The organism is Thalassospira sp. SM2505, assembly GCF_054901115.1.
Map to the genome: position 1 here is coordinate 3190513 of NZ_CM142731.1, position 19068 is coordinate 3209580.

Below are 19068 nucleotides of genomic sequence, written 5' to 3' on the forward strand. Positions count from 1 at the left end.
TTTGCCAAAAGCAGGAAATATTTTTTCACCGACGCTACGGCATACTGACTTTGGCGTATCCGTCGGTGATCCCGGAAACCTCATCTAGCCAAGATAACGATTATAGTCGGCGATAAACTGTTCAACCGTCCCCGCCCCCAGCGGTGTGTTGTAATATTGCTTCCAATAGGCCGCCAGGCTGTTCAGGTCATTGGGGTCTGATGGCAATGCACCGGGTGCCCGGTAATAGCGAATGCGACACATCGCGGTTGCATAGGCAAGATTGCTTGCCAGTTGGCCCGCCTTGTCCGGGGAGCCATCGGTTGCCGCTGGTTGCGGCCCAAGAAAAGCATCGACCTTTGCCTTGAGTGCCGCGCGGCTCGAATAATCAAGATAATTGACATAGCAATCATCAAGAGTTGCTGGTTCCATCTGATAGATGCCCATGGCGGGGCCACCACCGACCTGTTTGATATAGTCGCCCAGATGACTTTCATGGGCAGCTGTTCCCAATAGCAGGTTCTCTGCGACATCCGATGCCGGAAGATCAAGTGCGGCCAAAACCGGCCGGACAATCATGGTTCGAAGCTGTTCACTGTTAATCGGCACGACACACCCCGTTCTATCTGTGACTACACAGAGCAGTGACGGGTCATTCGACTGTGTGTGAAGTTAATGCGCAAAAAAGCAGGCGACGTGCCCCCCCTTCCAGATATTAAACTGTATCCAATTGTATAGTTATCTCCCAAAAAACTAATACCAACCTATGAATTACGCCCCTATCGAGACTGAGAAAAATACGCCCTTCATTCATTGCCTGGGGACTATATTATGCATTCTGAAATTCGTCGGCGCCTTGAGTTTATTGGTTTTGACGATGCAAAGGCCAAACAGCTCAGACGTGCCTGGCCTGTCATTGAAAAAAACCTTCCACCTATTCTTGATGAATTTTACCGAAGGGTCATGGCCCGTCCCGAACTGGCACAAATTGTCGGTAGTCAGTCCAATGTTACGCGCCTCAAGGAAGCGCAAAGCAAACACTGGGCCAAGCTGTTTGACGGAACGTTTGATGATTCATTCTATGAAGATGTCCGGCGTATCGGCAAGGCACATGAACGGATCGGCCTGACGCCGGAATCCTATATGTCTGCCTATAACTTCATGCTGGGCGAGATTTCAGCACTTCTGTTCCGGCACTTCCATCGAGATTCTCAGGTTTCATTGATGGTGGTTGCCTCGATCAATGCCATTCTGATTGATGTCGAAATGGCCATCACCGTTTATTACGAAGAAACCCAGATAACCTATAATAACAAGCTTCAAGCCATGTCCAGGGAGTTCGAGGAAACCATTGGCACGGTTGTATCGGCCGTTTCAGCATCCGCCGAGGATATGACGAGCGCATCCAACACCCTGATTTCCAGCATGACCGAAACCCAGAACGAGGTCCAAAAGGCCCTGAGTGCAGCCGAACTTTCTGCGGACAATGCAACGACAGTTGCCGGGGCGGCGGAACAGCTTGATGGTTCGATCCGCGAGATTTCCAGTCAGGTATCACGCGCATCAACGATTTCGAACGAAGTCGAAGAATCCGTCAGGCGCACCTCGGACACCATCGAAACCCTGAATACCGCCGCAGACCAGATCGGCACGGTTGTTGATCTTATCGATAAAATCGCAAGCCAGACCAACCTGCTGGCCCTTAACGCCACAATCGAGGCTGCCCGCGCGGGTGAGGCCGGCAAAGGCTTTGCTGTTGTCGCAAGCGAGGTCAAGAACCTTGCGAACCAGACGGCAAAGGCAACAGGCGACATCACCGAACAGATCAATGCGGTGCAACAAAGTACATCAGCAGCCGTTTCAGCCATCCAGACCGTAGCAGGACAAATCAGCAATATTGTCGATTCCGTTACCGCCATTTCGGCCGCTGTCGAACAACAGGCTGCCGCTACCACCGAAATCAGCGGCAATATCAACGCGGTATCATCTGCAAATCAGGATGTGAATTTCAGCCTAGGCACCGTCAGCGACACCGCGACCAAAACCAGTTCAGTCGCATCCCAGGTGTTTGAAGTCTCCAAAACCCTAAAGCAGAATTCCGAACGGTTGCGCACCGATGTGGATACATTCGTCACCAGACTGACTGCACAATCCTGATCTTTATCCATTCAGCGAACGGGCGCGCGAACATTGTTCCTGCGCCCGTTTTGATTTTGTGATGGTTCGCCATCTACCATCTGCCGTTTTTGTCGGGTGGGTGCTTTGGCTAGCGCAGGTTATAGACCACCGGGACGGTCAGCATGATCTTGTCTTCGGTCATGGTATCGGGAAAAGGCGGAAATTGCCGCACCCGTTCGATCATGCGTTCCGTTTCACGATCCAGAATCTTTGATCCGCTTGAAGACAGCATTCTGGCCTCAAGCACCATGCCATCCCGGGCAATCACGATATAGATGCTGTTCTGGCCTTCGATGCCGCGGCGTTTGGCACGATCCGGATATTCGCGATAGCGGTTAAGCATCTGCAAGACAGAGGACTGGTAATCGACCATTGCCGCCTTGCTGGCCGCACCACCGCCACTGCCATTTGATGCCGATGCGGCCTGACTTTTGGCGACTTCGCCCACTGTCCCCTCAGACTGACTTGAATCCACCGGGCCCGTTGGTTGTTGAACCGGCTCGGTGGTTTTCTTGACCACCTCGGCGGTTTCAACCTTTTGGGTTGCCTCGACCCTGGTCACCGGCGGCTTTGGCTTCATCCGGACCGGAAGCACTTCGGCCAGTTGTTGAATCACAACCGGTTCAGGCTCAGGTTCTGGCTCGACTTCGGCGACTTCCTGAACGACCGGTTCGGGTATCGGCTCGGGCGCGACGATTTCGGGTTCCGGTTCGGGGACAGGTTCCGGTTCGACAATTTCTTCGGGTTCGGCGACGTCTTCGGGCTTTGGTTCAACGACGGGCTCAGAAACCGGTTCCGGTTCAGGCTCTGTGACCTCGACAGGGTCTTCGGCGGCACGACTTTCGACAGAATCCGCGCTTTGTTCATCAATTTCGGATTCGCCGCTGACGGCATGCCCGGCCCCCAGCGAGATACTGATAGTTTGAACCGATCCGGCCCCGCCCCACCCCGAAGGCTGCGGATCAGGCACGGCAAGAACGATCCCCCCGGTCAGAAGAATACCTGTAAGCCCGGTTGCGATCAGGAAATCAATGCGTTTTGACATATCAATCCTGTCCCGCTTCGATGGAAGTCATCAGCTGGACCTTATCTACGCCGAGTTCCTGCAACCGTTTGAGCAAGGCAACGACCTTCGCCCCCTCGGTTTCGCGGTCGGCGCGGATTTCGACCGGGCGGCCGATATAATCGACAGGTAGCATCGATGACAGACGGTCAAGCCCTCCCTTGAGGTCATCAATCCCGATATCGCCATTCTTGCCAAACCACAGAACAATTGTGTCTTCCGGGCGCGCTTCGGCGGTCTGGCTTGCCGGCGGGTCGATTTCAAAGGGGCCGAGTTTTTGCAGACTTCCGGCAATCATGAAAAAGATCAGAAGCAGAAAGACGATATTGATCAGTGGCAACATCGGTTCCTGGACCGGGGTATCGTCGGCAATCTGGATGCGGCGTTTCATTCGATGAACTCCACATCGGTTACGCCACCCCGTCCGAGCGCATCCATCACATCGACCAGATGTTGCAGACTGGCACCATTCACCGGGCGCAGACGAACGGGTGATCCGCCATAGTCACTTTGCAAGGCAGGAACCAGCCCGGACAGTGAAACAGCTTCGCCATTGATTGAAAGCCCGCCATTGGCATCGACATTGACCGTGACCGGCCGCACATCGCTTTGGCTGGTGGCCTTGCCATCGGTGATGCTGACCGACATCTCGAAACCCTTCCAGTCCAGGAAGCTTGATGCCAGCATGAAGAAAATCAGCAAAATGAAGACAACATCAATCAGCGGGGTCAGACCGATCATCGGTGATGAACCGCGATTTCGTTCGCGCAATTGCATAAGACGTATTCCGACGGATCTGGTTTATTCGGCAGCGTGGCGAAGTTCGGATACGTTGGACGCCCTTAAAGTGGCCTTGTGGGCAAGTTCGCCACGATTGACCACCATGGTGCAGACATCTTCCATAACAGCTGCTGCGCGGCTGATAACGCCCTGCATCCACATATGGAAGGCAGTTGCCGGAATGGCGACGACAAGACCGATCGCGGTCGTCAGAAGTGCCAGCCAGATACCGCCGGACAAAACAGACGGATCAATACGGCTTCCTGCACCTTCCATTTTCTGAAACGCCTCGATCATGCCCATCACGGTGCCAAGCAAACCAAGCAGCGGGCTGAGGACGGCAATCGCCGACATGACGCGAAGACCACCGTTCAGGTCGTCAATTTCCTTGCGCGCACGTGCTGCAATCAGATCGGACGCAGCTTCGCGGTCATCAGCCGATGATACAGACAATGAAAGACCCGAAAGCCCGATCCGGGCTGCCGGATGGCGACGACGCGACAAAAGGTTTGCCGCCTGTGCTTCGTCCCCTGCGCTCAGGTGACGTTCGACATCCTTTACAAAACCGTCTGCAAAGACGCCGCGGCGCAGGAACCCGACCAGTTTATAGAAAAACAGCACAATCCCGATCAACGCCATGGCGGCCAGAACCCAGCCAACCACACCCGCCTTGTCGACCTGCTCAATCACCGGCAACCCGACAAAGGCATCGGTCAGGGTATTTGACTGGGTTATTCCCGTCGTATCCACCGGAAGGCCGGTGTGAGGATCGACCATCACTGTCCCGTCTGCGGACAGGGTTCCGGTCGCAGACGCATCAGGTGCGAGTGCGCCATCGGAAGCAAGCGGGCTTTGCGCATCAACAGATGCGTCCAACGGATTTACAGGTTCAGTCATTTAACTTTTCCGATCACACAAACGATCCGCATCGGACGTCCTGCTCCGATGCATTTGAAACTGATTTGCATTCTTTACCGCAAATAGAATTGCGATGCAATCGCAACCAGAAAAATCTACAGGTCTTGATGCATGACAGCCCTGCTTCTTGCAAAAGAACGCAGGAAGAGATGCTCATGGAATGACAGGAAAACCGGACCGGGAAATGATGGCAAAAGCCGGATATGCAAAACCCCCGGAACTTCTGGGTTCCGGGGGTTTTGAATTGGTGAGCCCGACAGGATTCGAACCTGTGGCCAACTGATTAAAAGTCAGTTGCTCTACCAACTGAGCTACGGGCCCTCAACGTTGGTGAGCGGCGTTTTAATGGGACTGGCGGCATCGGTCAACCCCCCTTTTTGCACGATTTTGCACATCTGCCATGAATTCGCACCAGAAGCCCGGAAAACCACGGTTTTGACCCGTTAAAAAAATGTCATCAAAACCCGTAGCTCCCCGTCCTTCGGATTACGGAAGCCCGACCAGTCAGATTTGAGATTTCGGGGAAATGCAGACAAATAAAAAGCCCCCGAAACCGGAAAGGTTTCAGGGGCTTATTGGTGAGCCCGACAGGATTCGAACCTGTGGCCAACTGATTAAAAGTCAGTTGCTCTACCAACTGAGCTACGGGCCCTCAACGTTGGTGAAGCGCGTTTTAATGGCAGACAGGGCGCTGGTCAACACCTGTTTTCCATATTTTCCGTCTTTTTACGGTTTCACGCCCTAAAACGCGAAAGCCGCCCCACAAAGGGACGGCTTTCAGTTGCAAATGATCGGCTGACGCGATTACTGCGCGTCTGCTGCAACCTGCATTTTGACGATGACGTCAGGATCGGCGACGGTGCCATTGGCCCACGGCGCACCCTTCTTGATCATGTCGACATATTCCATGCCCTCAGACACCTGACCCCAGATGGTGTATTGACCATCAAGATGCGGTGCGTCGGTAAAGCAGATGAAGAACTGCGAATCAGCACTGTTCGGGTTTGCCGAACGGGCCATGGAAACGGTGCCGCGACCGTGATGCTCCTTGGAGAATTCAGCATCAAGCTTCTGACCTGACCCACCGGTGCCATTGCCCTTGGGGTCGCCGGTCTGCGCCATGAAGCCTTCAATAACACGATGGAACTTCAAACCGTCATAAAAGCCCTGACGGGTCAGTTCCTTGATACGGGCAACATGATTCGGCGCAAGGTCCGGGCGAAGCTGGATTACAACGCGGCCATCTTTCAGATCAAGATAAAGCGTGTTTTCCAAATCCTGAGCGACAGCGTCGTTTCCATTGGACATGGTTACAATTCCTAGTACGAGAGCAATTATTGAGAACAGACGAATAAGACGCATGGCCTGCGTTATTCCTTTTCTTCTGCCAGCTTTTCATGCAAGCGTTTGAGCACGTTTGCTGGCACAAATTCACTAACATTACCGCCCAACCGGGCGATTTCCTTAACAAAGCGCGACGAGACAAACTGTTGTTTGTCCGACGCCATAAGGAAGACAGTTTCGACTTCCGGAGACAGCCGGGCATTCATGCCAGCCATCTGGAATTCATATTCAAAGTCCGACACCGCGCGAAGACCACGGATGATCGTGCTTGAACCGTTTTCCTTGGCAAATTCCATCAGAAGCGATGAAAATGGCTTAACTGAGGTACGTGCAGCGACTTCGCCACCCGCAGCCTTCAGGGCCTCTTCCACCAGCTTGCAGCGTTCATCCACCCCGAACATCGGACCTTTGCCGGCGTTGATTGCAACGCCGACAATAAGCTGGTCCACAATGCGGGTCGCACGACGAATAATATCCATATGCCCCTGGGTTACCGGGTCAAAGGTCCCCGGGTAAATCCCGATGCGCGATACGGTAGAAGACATCTCAGTCATCGAACTTCCAATTATTCGTCGCTATCTGCGCCGTCAGATTCCGGTGCATCATCACCGGCATCAACAGCACTGGTTTCAATCGCTTCACCGGCATCGGATGCACCATCAACGGCACCTTCAGCACCCTCGATATCACCTTCCTCGCCTTCGTCGTCACCACCAAGGTTACTTAGTCTCTCGACCGCCACGACCTGTTCGTCATCGGCAGTACGGAACAAGGTCACGCCCTGCGTCTTACGACCGGCAATACGGATATCGTGGGTCGGCATACGGATGACCTTGCCACCATTGGTGACCATCATCAGTTCGTCGCCCTCTTCGATCACGAAGGATGCGGCGACATTGCCGTTACGTTCGGACATCTCGATATTGGCAAAGCCCTGACCGCCACGACCGGTGACACGGTATTCATAGGCAGAGGTACGCTTGCCATAGCCGTTTTCGGTCACAGACAGGATCAGCTGATCCCCATCCCTGATTTCCTGATGGCGCTCGGCCGTAAGGATTTCAAGCGGTAGACTGTCTTCGGTGATTTCCTCGCGGCGCAGTTTACCTGCGATCGAAAGGTATTCATCGCGTTCTTCCATCGAGACATGATTGCCAAACAGAACCGACATCGCGATGACGGAATCTTCGTCGGCCAGACGAATGCCGCGCACACCAACCGAGTTACGGCCGGTAAAGACGCGAACGTCACTGACACGGAAACGAATGCATTTGCCCTGACGGGTGGTCAGAAGAATGTCGTCATCATCGGTACAGGTCTGAACCGCAATCAGTTTGTCACCACGATCTTCTTCAAGCTTCATGGCGATCTTGCCGTTGGATTTCACATTCACGAAATCGGCAAGACTGTTACGACGGACGTTACCGGTCGAGGTCGCAAACATCACATGCAGGTTCGGCCATTCTTCCTCGTCGGGAAGCGGCAGCACGGTTGTGATATATTCGCCCTCGGACAGCGGCAGCAGGTTCACAAGAGCCTTGCCGCGTGACTGCGGGGTACCGACCGGCAGACGCCAGACCTTCATTTTATAGACCATGCCCTCGGAGCTGAAGAACAGAACCGGGGTATGGGTATTGGCAACGAACAGCTTGGAAACGAAATCTTCCTCGCGGGTGGCCATGCCCGAACGGCCTTTGCCACCGCGACGCTGTGCGCGATAGGTCGACAACGGAACACGCTGGATATATCCGCTGTGCGACACGGTCACGACCATGTCTTCGCGGGCAATCAGGTCTTCGATGTCATGTTCGAATTCGGCTTCCTGAATTTCGCTGCGACGTTCGTTGGCGAACTCGTTGCGCATTTCAGTCAGTTCATCCTTGAGGATCGTCAGCTTGCGCTCACGCGAGGCAAGGATATCAAGGAAGTCTTTGATCTTCTCGCCCAATTCGGTCAATTCGGCAGCGATCTTGTCGCGTTCGAGACCGGTCAGGCGATGCAGACGCAGTTCAAGGATCGCACGGGCCTGTGCTTCAGACAGGCGATACATGCCATCGGTCGAACCGATCTGGTTCGGGTCGGCAATCAGTTCGATCAGCGGAACGATATCACCCGCTGCCCAGTCGCGCGCCATCAGCTGTTCACGCGCAATGGTCGGATCGGCCGCATTGCGGATCAGCTTGATGACTTCGTCGATATTGGAAACGGCAATCCCCAGACCAACCACGACATGCGCACGCTCGCGCGCCTTTTTCAGAAGGTGGATGGTACGACGGGTAATGACTTCTTCGCGGAACTCGACAAAGGCCTGAATGATGTCCTTAAGGTTCATCAGTTCCGGCTTGCCACGGTTCAGCGCGAGCATGTTCACACCAAACGAGGTCTGAAGGGCGGTAAAGCGGAACAGCTGATTAAGAACAACATCAGAGTTCGCATCACGCTTGAGCTCGATCACCATGCGAACGCCCGAACGGTCGGACTCATCACGCAGATCGGAAATGCCTTCAAGCTTCTTGTCGCGCACCAGTTCAGCGATCTTTTCCATCAGGGTCGCCTTGTTCACCTGATAGGGAACTTCGGTAACAATGATGGCTTCACGGTTCGCACGGACTTCCTCGACATGGGTGCGTGCACGCATGACGACAGAACCACGACCGGTCTTGAACGCGGAATGGATACCCGAACGGCCCAGAATAAGTGCACCGGTCGGGAAATCCGGACCGTGTACAAATTCCATCAGGCCTTCGACGGTGATTGCCGGGTTATCGACATAGGCCATGCAGCCATCGATAACTTCGCCAAGGTTATGCGGCGGAATATTGGTCGCCATACCCACGGCAATACCACCCGCACCATTGACCAGCATGTTCGGGAAACGTGCCGGAAGAACCGATGGTTCCTTGGTGGTTTCGTCGTAGTTATCGCGAAAATCAATCGTGTCTTTGTCAATATCATCAAGCAGGAAATGCGCTGATTTCGCCATGCGGGCTTCGGTGTAACGCATGGCGGCGGCCTTATCGCCATCCATGGAACCAAAGTTCCCCTGCCCGTCAATCAGTGGCAGACGCATGGAGAAGTTCTGCGCCATACGGACCATCGCATCGTAAATCGCGCTATCGCCGTGCGGATGGTATTTACCCATCACGTCCCCGACCACACGGGCCGATTTGCGGAACGGCTTGTTATATTCGAAACCGTTTTCATGCATCGCGTACAGAATACGACGATGTACAGGCTTCAAACCGTCCCGGACGTCAGGCAGCGCACGGCTGACAATCACGCTCATTGCGTAATCGAGGTAGCTGCGGCGCATTTCTTGTTCGATGGAAACCGGGAAAATATCGCGGCTTTCGGAATTGGTCTCTTGGGTGGACAAAGGCCGTGACCTCTTAAACGCTTGATCAGAAATGATTCAATCGGCGTGACATGCAGCTATTTTCAAGCACATGCCGGACCAGAAAGGCGGAAAGTATCAGGTTTATCGACCACAAACAATATTGACAAATCCCATCATTCCGCGTTGGGCAAGAAAGTTCGGAATTTATCATCAATCCGTGGTCCGATCTTACTGTCGGGGCTTGCTTTTTTCGCTCTTTGGAACGTCGAGCACCGGGGCCATGGGATCAGATTTTGCAAGCCTGGGTTCGAGTGATGCCGATTTACGGCCAAACCGCATCTGGGATGCGGCAATCCCGCCCAGAATGATCACAAGTGCGATCAGCGCATTGGGCTGGGGCACTTCGCCCAGAACAATGAAACTGATCAGAACACCAACCGCCGGAACAAGGTAATTGTTAAAGACAAGGAAGCTGGCCCCGGCAACGGCAATCAGATGCAGGATCATGAACATGGCAATCCCGGTCGGGAACATGCCCAGATACATGATCGACACCGCCGCTTTCAGATCCCATGTCATCGTCCAGGGCTGATCGATGATCAGGGTAAAGGGCACCAGCATTACGGATGCAAATGTCAGGATAATTGCCGTGGATCCGATGCGCGGCTGATCACGCAGATTGCGCGCCACCAGTGACGAGATGGCATAACCGACAGCGGCAACCAGAATGGCCAGCTGGAACAGGAATTCCCCGCCCAGCCCCGAAAGGGTTTCCGGCCCGACCAGCACAATCACGCCAATCGTTCCCAGAACAACCCCGACCACCTTGCCTGCTGTCAGCTTTTCATCATGGGTAAAGAAATGCGCAAGCACCACGGTGGTCAGTGGCACCGTCGACATCAGAATGGCGGCAAGCCCGGCATCAACACGGGTTTCGCCATAACTGATCAAAAAGAACGGAATGGCATTGCCGACCAGTGCGACCATAAAGGTCGAAATCCAGGCCCGCCTGCCCTTGGGCATTTCGGATTTGCGCATCAATGCAAAACACCACAGCACGATTGCGGCAAAGGTCAGCCGCCCTGCAGCCACCACAAGCGGGGAATAGGCATGCACACCGATCTTGATAAAGGTAAACGAGCTTCCCCAGATAATGGCAAGAAGCAACAGCAAGCCATATTCACGAATTCCCGGACGTGTCATGTTCCCAGCCTATTTTCGCCATAGTTATTGGGCTTCATCACAGTCGTGATCAAACCAGCAATCAGCGTTAGAGGCCAAGCACCAATTAATCAAGAAAATAGAACCCGGACTGTCCTTTCATTCCGGGTCAGGACCATCTTGTCGACAGAAAGACACGCAACCGACCAGGAGGGATCCTGGATGCGGATAACCATCCCCCAAACAGCCGATATTCCACCTTCATTGTGCTGCCGTCCATAAGGCAGATCAATGAAGCAAAATGGAAAAAGTGGAAAAAAGCACAATCAGCACATGTTTTTAGTTGCGAATGATTTGCAATAGCATTACATTGCGCACAACAATAAAAACCGGGATACGAAAAGATGAGCTACGTTGATCAGGAACTGTCGATTGAAGACATGCTTGCCGACCCGATCGTGCAGACATTAATGCGCTATGATGGCATTTCTGCCAGTGACGTTCGTCACACGATTGAACAGGTAACTCAAACCCGTGCCGGAAAATCCGCCTTTGGCGAATTTGGCAGCACCCATCACACCCGCATATCTTGGGGCAGCGAGGCTGCACAGGGCAACAGGTTGCGCCACAAGGCCGCCTGAAAGCCGACACCAGCACCATCCCGCGCCATATGCCGGGAACCATACAGGTAATGTTGTTTAGGGCCGGTCGTCGTTCAGCGACCAGTCATAGACGTCATCACTTACATCAAACCGGCCGATGCTGTCGAGCTGACGGGTCAGCTCCGGCCCGGCATAGCTCAGAAGATGGGCAACCAGTTGCGCATCACGCTCGCCAAAGTCTTCCCGATACCAGTCATACAGGCTTGAAATCACAAAACCACCGTCCCCGTCACCGTGAATGGCGCGCGGGTGATTGATAAAATCACGTGCTGCCTGATCAAGCTGATCATCAAGCAGGTCGGCATCATAGGCCTCGGGTGCAAGTGCCGGACAGCCGACCGATGCACAATTGACCGCATAGTGAATGCGCGGATCAATCCAGATCGGACGCAGGATGCGATGTTCGATATCATTAAGCGACAAGGTCCGCCCTTCGACTGTGATCAGCTTCTTGTCCCATGGCCCCGATGAAAACAGACCCAGTGAAAACAGACCGGGCGAGATATCAATATCGCGGATTGATGCCACCGGATAATGATCAAGCACCACCTTTACGGTCAGCGCATTATAAAGATTGATCCAGTATGCCAGTTGCTGATTGCGATTAAGGTCGCTGACCGGAACGGCGACCATTTTCCCGACATAGCCCGCCACGGCCTCAATCCCGTTGGCCCGATCATCAAGTGCTGCCTTGTAATCAAAGGTGGTGACACCGGGTTCTGGCTGCGCAACGAACCGATCAAGCACCGCCTGCCAGCCGGAATGATCAATTTTCTGCATGCTGTCAGGATCATGCGCCTGCCAGTCCGGCCAAAGATCGGCTTTGGGGGCGGCATAAGCCCCGACCGGCGCAAAAGCCGATATCAGGACAAGCATCAGAACAGACAGAAACACGCGCATGATCAGCAAACCATTTTTCAGGGCAACGAAGTAACGTACCAGCCAGGAAGACCCGTTTCAGAAATCAGTGTGAGGCACCATATCATCAGTGTTAACCGCATAGGGGCAAAACGACCTCATCAAACCGGCGTGATCACGCAAACCTGCTTTATATACTTTTAACCCCGAGTTGAGATACAATAACGACCATGATACAGGCAGGTGCAATACAGGTTATCCCCGGAAGTGGCGGGCAACTTGGCCAGATCATAGCCACACGCGCCCTGCCCGGCTCCGGGAGCCAGCCGCCGACCAGCGGGTCGAGCGGAACGGGCGCGTCTGCGCCGCAAACCATGCCTGCCGCCGTGGCGCTTGTTCCGCTTTCAGGCACATCGCAACCTGCCAGCGGATCACTCCCCCGCACCGAACCATCCAGATCAAACAGCACCGGGACGACAGCGGAAAAGACGCCACCGCCACCAGCGCCGCCCGCGCAAACCGCACCGGTCAATCGTGCCGCGTCGGTCATCACGATCATCCAGCAACTCGATCCGCGTGATATTAGTGGTGAACCGGCTGCCCCTGAAACCGACACCACATCCCCGACCGAACTCCAGCAACAGGAACGCGAAGACACGCCCAAAAGCGCGCGCCCGCGCACATCCAACCCGGCCCTTCTGACCGCAAGCGAACGTGAAATCATTCAGCAACTGCGCGCCCGTGATGCGACCGTCCGGACCGAGGAAGAAAGCCACCAGACACTGGCCGGCGCCAATGCCGGCATGATCAGCTACAGCTATACCGCAGGTCCCGACGGGCGGCTTTATGCCACGGGCGGGAAAGTCAGCATTCATCCACTTCAGGGACTTGATGGCATTGCCGCCATCGCCAATCAGGCCGCAATTTCACGTGCTGCGTCGGTTCCGGGTAGCTCGGCTGCGGATTTTAACGTCGCCAAGGGCGCATCCATGAGCATCTCGGCCATGATCGCATCACAGGCCAGTGCCGCAGCAGAAAGCTATCGCATCACCCTTGGCCTTAATGCTGCGCCAAGTACGATTGATCTTAGCGGCTAATTCCCGCTGCATTCACCCAACAAAAAAGCGGCCCGCACGGAGCCGCTTTTGCTTTGTCTGATCCGAAGCTCGATATTAGTCGGCGTAATGCCAGAAGATATCAAAGCCCGGATTAAATACCGTGACCGGACCTTCGCCGGTTTCGATCTTGGCGGCGAATTTCGCCGGTTCCGCACGTTTTTCCAGCGTGATCTGATCACCGTTCAACGGCAAGCCATAGAATTGCGGGCCATTGACCGACGCAAAGCCTTCGAGCTTATCAAGGGCGTTTTCCTGCTCGAACACATGGGCAAGAAGCTGCACGGTATTATTGGCGGTAAAGATACCGGCACAACCACACGGGCTTTCCTTGCGCTCATCCGTATGCGGGGCGGAATCGGTCCCGAGGAAGAAGCGCGCATCGCCCGACGTGGCGGCGGCACGCAACGCCAGACGGTGCTTTTCACGCTTGGCCACCGGCAGGCAGTACATATGCGGATGAATGCCGCCCACCAGAATGGCATTGCGGTTAATGATCAAATGGTGCGTGGTGATCGTTGCACCCAGATTTTTGTCATTGGCCTTAACGTATTCAACGCCGTCTTCGGTGGTGATGTGTTCCATCACCACGCGCAGTTCCGGCAAACGCTTGCGCAGCGGCTCCAGAACCCGGTCGATAAACACCGCTTCGCGGTCAAAGATATCGACATCATGATCGGTGACTTCGCCATGCACACACAGCGGAATGCCAAGCTCTGCCATGCGCTCAAGCGCTGGCATCGCATTGTCAAAATTGCGAACCCCGCTATCGGAGTTGGTGGTCGCCCCCGCCGGATAAAGCTTCAATGCGGTGATCACACCGGCCTTGTAACCTTCCTCGATATCATCAGGATTGGTGCCCTCGGTCAGATACAAGGTCATCAGCGGGGTGAAATCATGGCCTTGCGGAATGACCGCCGTGATGCGGTCGCGATAGGCAACGGCATCGGCGGTCTTGACCACCGGCGGCACAAGGTTCGGCATGATGATCGCACGGGCAAAATGCGCGGAAGTCTCGCCAATCACACCTTTTAACATCGCGCCATCACGCAGATGCAAATGCCAGTCATCCGGACGGCGAAGGGTAATGCGATGTGTCGACATGTGACGATCTCCTGGCAACCATTGAGCCCCGTTTGGGAATATGGAGCGTTACCTAGCAGATTGGGTGGGAATTGGGAATGTCAAAGCGGGTGAAATGTGACCAGAAAAGACAAAAGGCCAGGCATTTCTGCCTGACCTTTTCACATGGGGCGAGTGATGGGACTTGAACCCACGGCCCCCAGAGCCACAATCTGGTGCTCTAACCACCTGAGCTACACCCGCCATCGTGTGGCGCGGTTTATATGGCCCGTGGCCCGCAACGTCAAGCGCATATTTTCACTTTTTTCCGCTGAATCTCCCCAACCCCTTCAAAGCGCCGAATTTTGCGGGCTTGGGCGGTTTGACACCAAACCAATGGCGTTATTTGTATGATAATTTAACTCACCTACCCGTCTGAACATCTTGCATGTCGGGCCACATGCCTTAATTAATCGGAACCAGGAACTGAACCGCAAAACAATGTGCGAAACCATGCATATACGTCATTGCGGACTGCCCGCACCCAAGGGTTGACTTCGGGTTGGCGGGCCACAAAACAGAAAAACAGACGGAGTATCGGAATGAAGTGGGGCGTCATCAGCACCGCCAAGATCGGCACGGAAAAGGTCATCCCGGCCATGCAGGAAAGCGACAAGCTTGAAATCCTTGCCATTGCCGGACGCGATCTTGGAAAGACCCGTGAGGTCGCCGAAAATTTGCGTATTCCGCGCGCCTATGGTTCCTATGAGGAACTTCTGGCAGACCCGTCTATCGAGGCGGTTTACAATCCCCTGCCCAACCATCTGCATGTTGAATGGACGATCAAGGCGCTTGAAGCAGGCAAACATGTCCTGTGCGAGAAGCCGATCGGTCTTGATACCGAGGATGCCAAACGCCTGATCGCCGCCCGGGACAAAAGCGGCAAACAGGTTCTTGAAGCCTTTATGGTGCGCCATCATCCTCAGTGGCTTGAAGCCCGCAAGATCGTTGAAAGCGGCCAGATCGGTGACATCACCACGGTGCAGACCATCTTTACCTATTTCAATGCCGACCCGAACAATGTGCGCAACAAGAAAGATATTGGCGGCGGCGGGCTGCTTGATATCGGATGCTACTGTATTGTCGGCCCGCGCTTTGTCACAGGCAAGGAGCCGGTGCGTGTTGTATCCCTGATGGACAAGGACCCGAAATTCGGAACCGACCGTCTTGTTTCGGGCATGCTTGATTTCGGATCGGGGTTACAGGCAAGCTTTGTCTGCGGCACCCAGTCGGCCGCCGTACAGCGCGTTCATATTCTGGGCACCGAAGGCCGCATCGAAATCATTATGCCGTTCAACCCGATCCCGGAAAATCCGGCGATCATCCGGGTGGCTGGCCAGAAACAGCCGGGCTTTGACGAAGCCCGCGAGATCAAATTCCCGCTTTGCAATCACTATACCCTTCAGGGGGATGCGGCGACTGCGATCTTTAAGGGGGAAAGCCCGGTCGATTATCCGATCGAGGATGCGATCATGAATATGCAAATCCTTGATGCCCTGACGCGTTCGGCCAAGACCGGCAGTTGGGAAATGGTCAAAGCCTGATCTGCATGGACCATCAGAGAAGATGACAAAAGCCGGGGAAACCCGGCTTTTTCTTTATGCCCCTCTCAAGCCCCGGCAAACAGGGATGCCTTTTGTTTCAGGCGCGGAAACATAAAATCGTTAAAGGCCCGCACACGTGGCGTGGCCTTAAGATCGCGATGCATCAGCATCCAGAGATCGTTATCAAGCCCGTCTACCGGATCGCCAATCACAGCTATATTGGCAAATGCTGCAACCAGAAAAGCAGGCAAAACCGCAAAACCTCCTCCGGCATCAACGAGGCGCGCCACATTCAGCAATGAGTTGCTGCGCAAGGCGACATGCTGATCCGCAAAATGTTTGTCGCGCCAGCGCGCAGCCTTGATATGGGCAAGCGTCTCGTCACAGGTAATCCAGGGACCTTTGGCCGGATCATCCAGCCCCGACGGACCACAGATCACCGAGCGGATCGGGGCGATTTTGCGCCCGACCAGATTTTCATTGGGCGCGTTGCTGGGCCGGATCGCGATATCGGCATCATGGCGGTTCAGATCATAGAACCGGTTATCGGTGACGACCTGAAGGGTGATTTCCGGATATGCCTTCCCAAAGGCAGCAAGATCATCAGCAAGCACCGCATGCAACAGCGTATCGGTCGTGGTCAGGCGCAAAATCCCCGACGGCCTGATATCCTGCCCGGCAAGTTTGCGGGCCAATACGGCCATTTCGGCTTCGAGTGTTTCAGCGGTTTCAATCGCTGCCTGTCCGGTACTGGTGGGTTGATAGTCGCCCTGAAGACGCTCAAAAAGCGGTGTCCCCAACCGGGTTTCAATATCAGCGATCCGGCGAAACAGCGTCGAATGATGGATGCCGGTTTGCTTTGCAGCCTGCGTAATGCTGCGCGCACGCGCAATCGCCAGCACCAGTTTCAGGTCATCCCATTCGAGCATTCCCACAACTCCCCCCTTGGCCCTATCCAATCATTCGCATTATTGCACACATCGTTCGAATTTTCCCAAATTTACGTCGCATCATTGCACATCAATACTGATCCCATCAGTCAACGATATTCCAGATGGAGATTGGAAGATGACCAGAACGATTACCCGCGATGAACTCAAGGCCGTGCTTGGCAGTGCAAACGCACCGGTCCTGATCGAAGCGCTTCCGGCGCGTTACTATGTTGATGCGCATCTGCCCGGTGCAATCAACATTCCCCATGATGCCATTGACGAAAATGTCAAAACCATCCTGCCCGATCTTGATGCACCGATTGTGGTCTATTGCGCCAATGGCCCGTGCAAGAATTCCGGTATTGCCCAGATGGCTCTGAGCAAGCTGGGCTATAGCAATGTTCGTGATTATCACGATGGCAAGCAGGATTGGCGCGAAGCCGGTCTTCCGCTTCAGGGTCAGGGCGTGCTTGCAGCCACTGCCTGACCTGTCCCGCGCTGGACAAAACCTGAAACCAGAACGGGCCGGTACTGGATCGGCCCGTTTTGTCATGGATATTCGTTAACTGGTCTGGCCAGTTTATTTGGCAAACGCCTTTTTCATGCGCTCAATCGCTGCCGCCATTTTTTCTTCCTGCTTGCAGAAGCAGAACCGCACAAAATGACGCACTCCGCCATCTTCGCCCTGATAGAAGGCCGAAACAGGGATGGCGACCACGCCAGCTTCCTTGATCATGATCTGGCAGAACTCGACATCGTCGCAGTCATAGCCAAGCGGTCGGAAATCGCAGGTAATGAAATAGGTGCCTTGGGAATCAAGAACATCAAAGCCGACTTCCTTGAGTCCCTTCAACAGGAAATCACGCTTGGCCTGCATTTCCGCGGTAAAGGTTTCGAAATATTCGTCATCCTTGTTCAGGCCATAAGCCACACCATGCTGCAATGCCGGCGGCACGGTAAAGACAAGGAACTGATGGGCTTTCTTGATCGGCTCCATCAGTTTTGCACAGGCTGTGATATAGCCGATCTTCCAGCCGGTCAGCGAGAATGTCTTGCCCGCCGATCCGATACGCACGGTGCGATCATGCATGCCGGGGAAAGTCATCAGCGGTTTGTGCTTCCGACCATCAAAGACAATATGCTCGTAAACCTCGTCACACAGCGCGATCACATCATGCTTGATGCAAAGATCTGCGATGAATTGCAGCTCGTCATCACCATAGACCTTTGAACACGGATTCTGCGGCGAGTTGATCAGGATCAGCTTGGTCTTTTCGCTAAACGCTGCGGCCAGTTCCTCGCGCGGCAATTCCCAGTGCGGCGGAGTGACGCGCACCAGTTTGGGAATACCACCCGCAAGCTTCACCATGGGAAGATAGCTGTCATAAAGCGGTTCAATCAGGATGACCTCGTCGCCCGGCGCCACCAGACCAAGGATCACATCCGCCAGCCCCTCGGTCGCGCCAACGGCAACCAGCACTTCTTTCTTGGGATCAACCTCGATGCCATAGAAACGCTTGTTATGGTCGGCAACCGCCTGAAGCAGTTCCGGCACACCGGCAAGGGGCGGATACTGGTTGGACAGTTCCATGGTTGCCTTGGCAGCCGCTTCGCGGATATCGGCCGGGCCGTCCGTATCGGGTGCGCCCTGCCCCAGATTGATGGCCTGATGTTTCTGGGCCAGTTCGTTCATCACTTCAAAGATCGTGATCCCGCCCGAGGCGAAAAGTGGGTTGCCGACAAATTCGGTCATGAGGCGTCCTTTATATTATATGCGTTCACCGGATGGTGGCCTCCGGCTTTTCCCCGGCCCGTTGGGGCCATGTTGTTGTAAATCTGTGCCGTACTATAATCGCGCGGGCATGGTTTGTTCGAGTCTATAAATCAAACAGATCGATTCACACCCATTTGGCAAATATCTGCGAACGAAATCACTCTTTTGCAGCAAATTCTGTCGCATGCGATCCTTTGAGCGTAGGGTCAGAAGCAATCCGGATCACACTGCCTGCCTTCAATGCAGCGCATTTGCATAATTTTTAATCATTTTGCCTAAAACTCAATCACCCTCGCCCCAG

The 19068-nt window shown here is 54.3% G+C and carries 18 protein-coding genes and 3 tRNA genes; 5 read left to right on the forward strand and 16 right to left on the reverse strand.

The features are described 5' to 3' along the window. Positions 1-84 precede the first annotated feature (84 nt). Positions 85-588 carry a hypothetical protein gene (locus ACTU44_RS14995; protein ID WP_336082863.1) on the reverse strand — a complete coding sequence of 168 codons (504 nt, stop codon included), beginning with the start codon at positions 586-588 and terminating at the stop codon, positions 85-87. Between the two features lie 222 nt (positions 589-810). On the opposite strand from ACTU44_RS14995, the gene ACTU44_RS15000 reads away from it, so the two are divergent. Further along, positions 811-2136: a protoglobin domain-containing protein gene (locus ACTU44_RS15000; RefSeq protein ID WP_462095802.1), complete on the forward strand. Its 1326-nt coding sequence runs from the start codon at positions 811-813 to the stop codon at positions 2134-2136. A gap of 109 nt (positions 2137-2245) precedes the next feature. On the opposite strand, the gene ACTU44_RS15005 is transcribed toward ACTU44_RS15000, so the two are convergent. The 10 genes from ACTU44_RS15005 to ACTU44_RS15050 form a co-directional block, all read right to left on the reverse strand. Beyond that, positions 2246-3202 carry an energy transducer TonB gene (locus ACTU44_RS15005; protein ID WP_462095803.1) on the reverse strand — a complete coding sequence of 319 codons (957 nt, stop codon included), beginning with the start codon at positions 3200-3202 and terminating at the stop codon, positions 2246-2248. A 1-nt stretch (position 3203) separates the two neighbouring features. After that, a complete protein-coding gene (locus tag ACTU44_RS15010; RefSeq protein WP_114100141.1) occupies positions 3204-3611 on the reverse strand; it encodes an ExbD/TolR family protein in 408 nt (135 codons plus the stop codon). Continuing rightward, a complete protein-coding gene (locus ACTU44_RS15015; protein WP_462095804.1) occupies positions 3608-3997 on the reverse strand; it encodes an ExbD/TolR family protein in 390 nt (129 codons plus the stop codon). Before ACTU44_RS15015 ends, ACTU44_RS15010 begins: the two co-directional genes overlap by 4 nt. Positions 3998-4021: 24 nt before the next feature. Beyond that, a complete protein-coding gene (locus tag ACTU44_RS15020; protein ID WP_462095805.1) occupies positions 4022-4897 on the reverse strand; it encodes a MotA/TolQ/ExbB proton channel family protein in 876 nt (291 codons plus the stop codon). A 266-nt stretch (positions 4898-5163) separates the two neighbouring features. Next, positions 5164-5239, reverse strand: a tRNA-Lys gene (locus ACTU44_RS15025). A 255-nt stretch (positions 5240-5494) separates the two neighbouring features. After that, positions 5495-5570, reverse strand: a tRNA-Lys gene (locus ACTU44_RS15030). A gap of 152 nt (positions 5571-5722) precedes the next feature. Beyond that, positions 5723-6226 carry a peptidylprolyl isomerase gene (locus tag ACTU44_RS15035; RefSeq protein WP_114100073.1) on the reverse strand — a complete coding sequence of 168 codons (504 nt, stop codon included), beginning with the start codon at positions 6224-6226 and terminating at the stop codon, positions 5723-5725. A 62-nt stretch (positions 6227-6288) separates the two neighbouring features. Beyond that, a complete protein-coding gene (gene coaD / locus ACTU44_RS15040) occupies positions 6289-6816 on the reverse strand; it encodes a pantetheine-phosphate adenylyltransferase (protein WP_114100072.1) in 528 nt (175 codons plus the stop codon). A gap of 11 nt (positions 6817-6827) precedes the next feature. After that, a complete protein-coding gene (gene gyrA, locus ACTU44_RS15045) occupies positions 6828-9638 on the reverse strand; it encodes a DNA gyrase subunit A (protein WP_462095806.1) in 2811 nt (936 codons plus the stop codon). Between the two features lie 189 nt (positions 9639-9827). Then, entirely contained in the window at positions 9828-10802 is a 975-nt protein-coding gene (locus tag ACTU44_RS15050) for a DMT family transporter (RefSeq protein WP_336082851.1), read from the reverse strand. Positions 10803-11164: 362 nt separating this feature from the next. Here ACTU44_RS15050 and ACTU44_RS15055 point away from each other — a divergent pair, with 362 nt between their 5' ends. Continuing rightward, a complete protein-coding gene (locus tag ACTU44_RS15055; RefSeq protein WP_114100069.1) occupies positions 11165-11401 on the forward strand; it encodes a hypothetical protein in 237 nt (78 codons plus the stop codon). Positions 11402-11458: 57 nt separating this feature from the next. On the opposite strand, the gene ACTU44_RS15060 is transcribed toward ACTU44_RS15055, so the two are convergent. Then, positions 11459-12322, reverse strand: coding sequence for a DUF547 domain-containing protein (locus ACTU44_RS15060; RefSeq protein ID WP_462095807.1), 864 nt, complete (start codon positions 12320-12322; stop codon positions 11459-11461). A 188-nt stretch (positions 12323-12510) separates the two neighbouring features. Between ACTU44_RS15060 and ACTU44_RS15065 the strand changes: the two genes are divergently transcribed. Beyond that, positions 12511-13377 (forward strand): putative metalloprotease CJM1_0395 family protein, encoded by an 867-nt coding sequence (locus tag ACTU44_RS15065; RefSeq protein ID WP_462095808.1) that lies wholly within the window; start codon positions 12511-12513, stop codon positions 13375-13377. A 75-nt stretch (positions 13378-13452) separates the two neighbouring features. Here ACTU44_RS15065 and pyrC read toward each other — a convergent pair whose 3' ends face one another. Then, positions 13453-14499 carry a dihydroorotase gene (gene pyrC / locus ACTU44_RS15070; protein ID WP_462095809.1) on the reverse strand — a complete coding sequence of 349 codons (1047 nt, stop codon included), beginning with the start codon at positions 14497-14499 and terminating at the stop codon, positions 13453-13455. Between the two features lie 145 nt (positions 14500-14644). After that, a tRNA-His gene (locus ACTU44_RS15075) sits at positions 14645-14721 on the reverse strand. Positions 14722-15059: 338 nt separating this feature from the next. Between ACTU44_RS15075 and ACTU44_RS15080 the strand changes: the two genes are divergently transcribed. After that, positions 15060-16061, forward strand: a complete 1002-nt coding sequence (locus ACTU44_RS15080) for a Gfo/Idh/MocA family protein (protein ID WP_462095810.1) — start codon at positions 15060-15062, stop codon at positions 16059-16061. Between the two features lie 65 nt (positions 16062-16126). On the opposite strand, the gene ACTU44_RS15085 is transcribed toward ACTU44_RS15080, so the two are convergent. Continuing rightward, positions 16127-16990, reverse strand: coding sequence for a LysR family transcriptional regulator (locus tag ACTU44_RS15085; RefSeq protein WP_462095811.1), 864 nt, complete (start codon positions 16988-16990; stop codon positions 16127-16129). Positions 16991-17129: 139 nt separating this feature from the next. Here ACTU44_RS15085 and ACTU44_RS15090 point away from each other — a divergent pair, with 139 nt between their 5' ends. Next, positions 17130-17480, forward strand: a complete 351-nt coding sequence (locus tag ACTU44_RS15090; protein WP_462095812.1) for a rhodanese-like domain-containing protein — start codon at positions 17130-17132, stop codon at positions 17478-17480. Positions 17481-17573: 93 nt separating this feature from the next. Here the strand turns inward: ACTU44_RS15090 and ACTU44_RS15095 are convergent, their stop codons facing one another. Continuing rightward, the gene (locus ACTU44_RS15095; protein WP_462095813.1) at positions 17574-18746 is read right to left on the reverse strand and encodes an aminotransferase; all 1173 of its coding nucleotides are present in this window, start codon (positions 18744-18746) and stop codon (positions 17574-17576) included. Between the last annotated feature and the right edge of the window lie 322 nt (positions 18747-19068).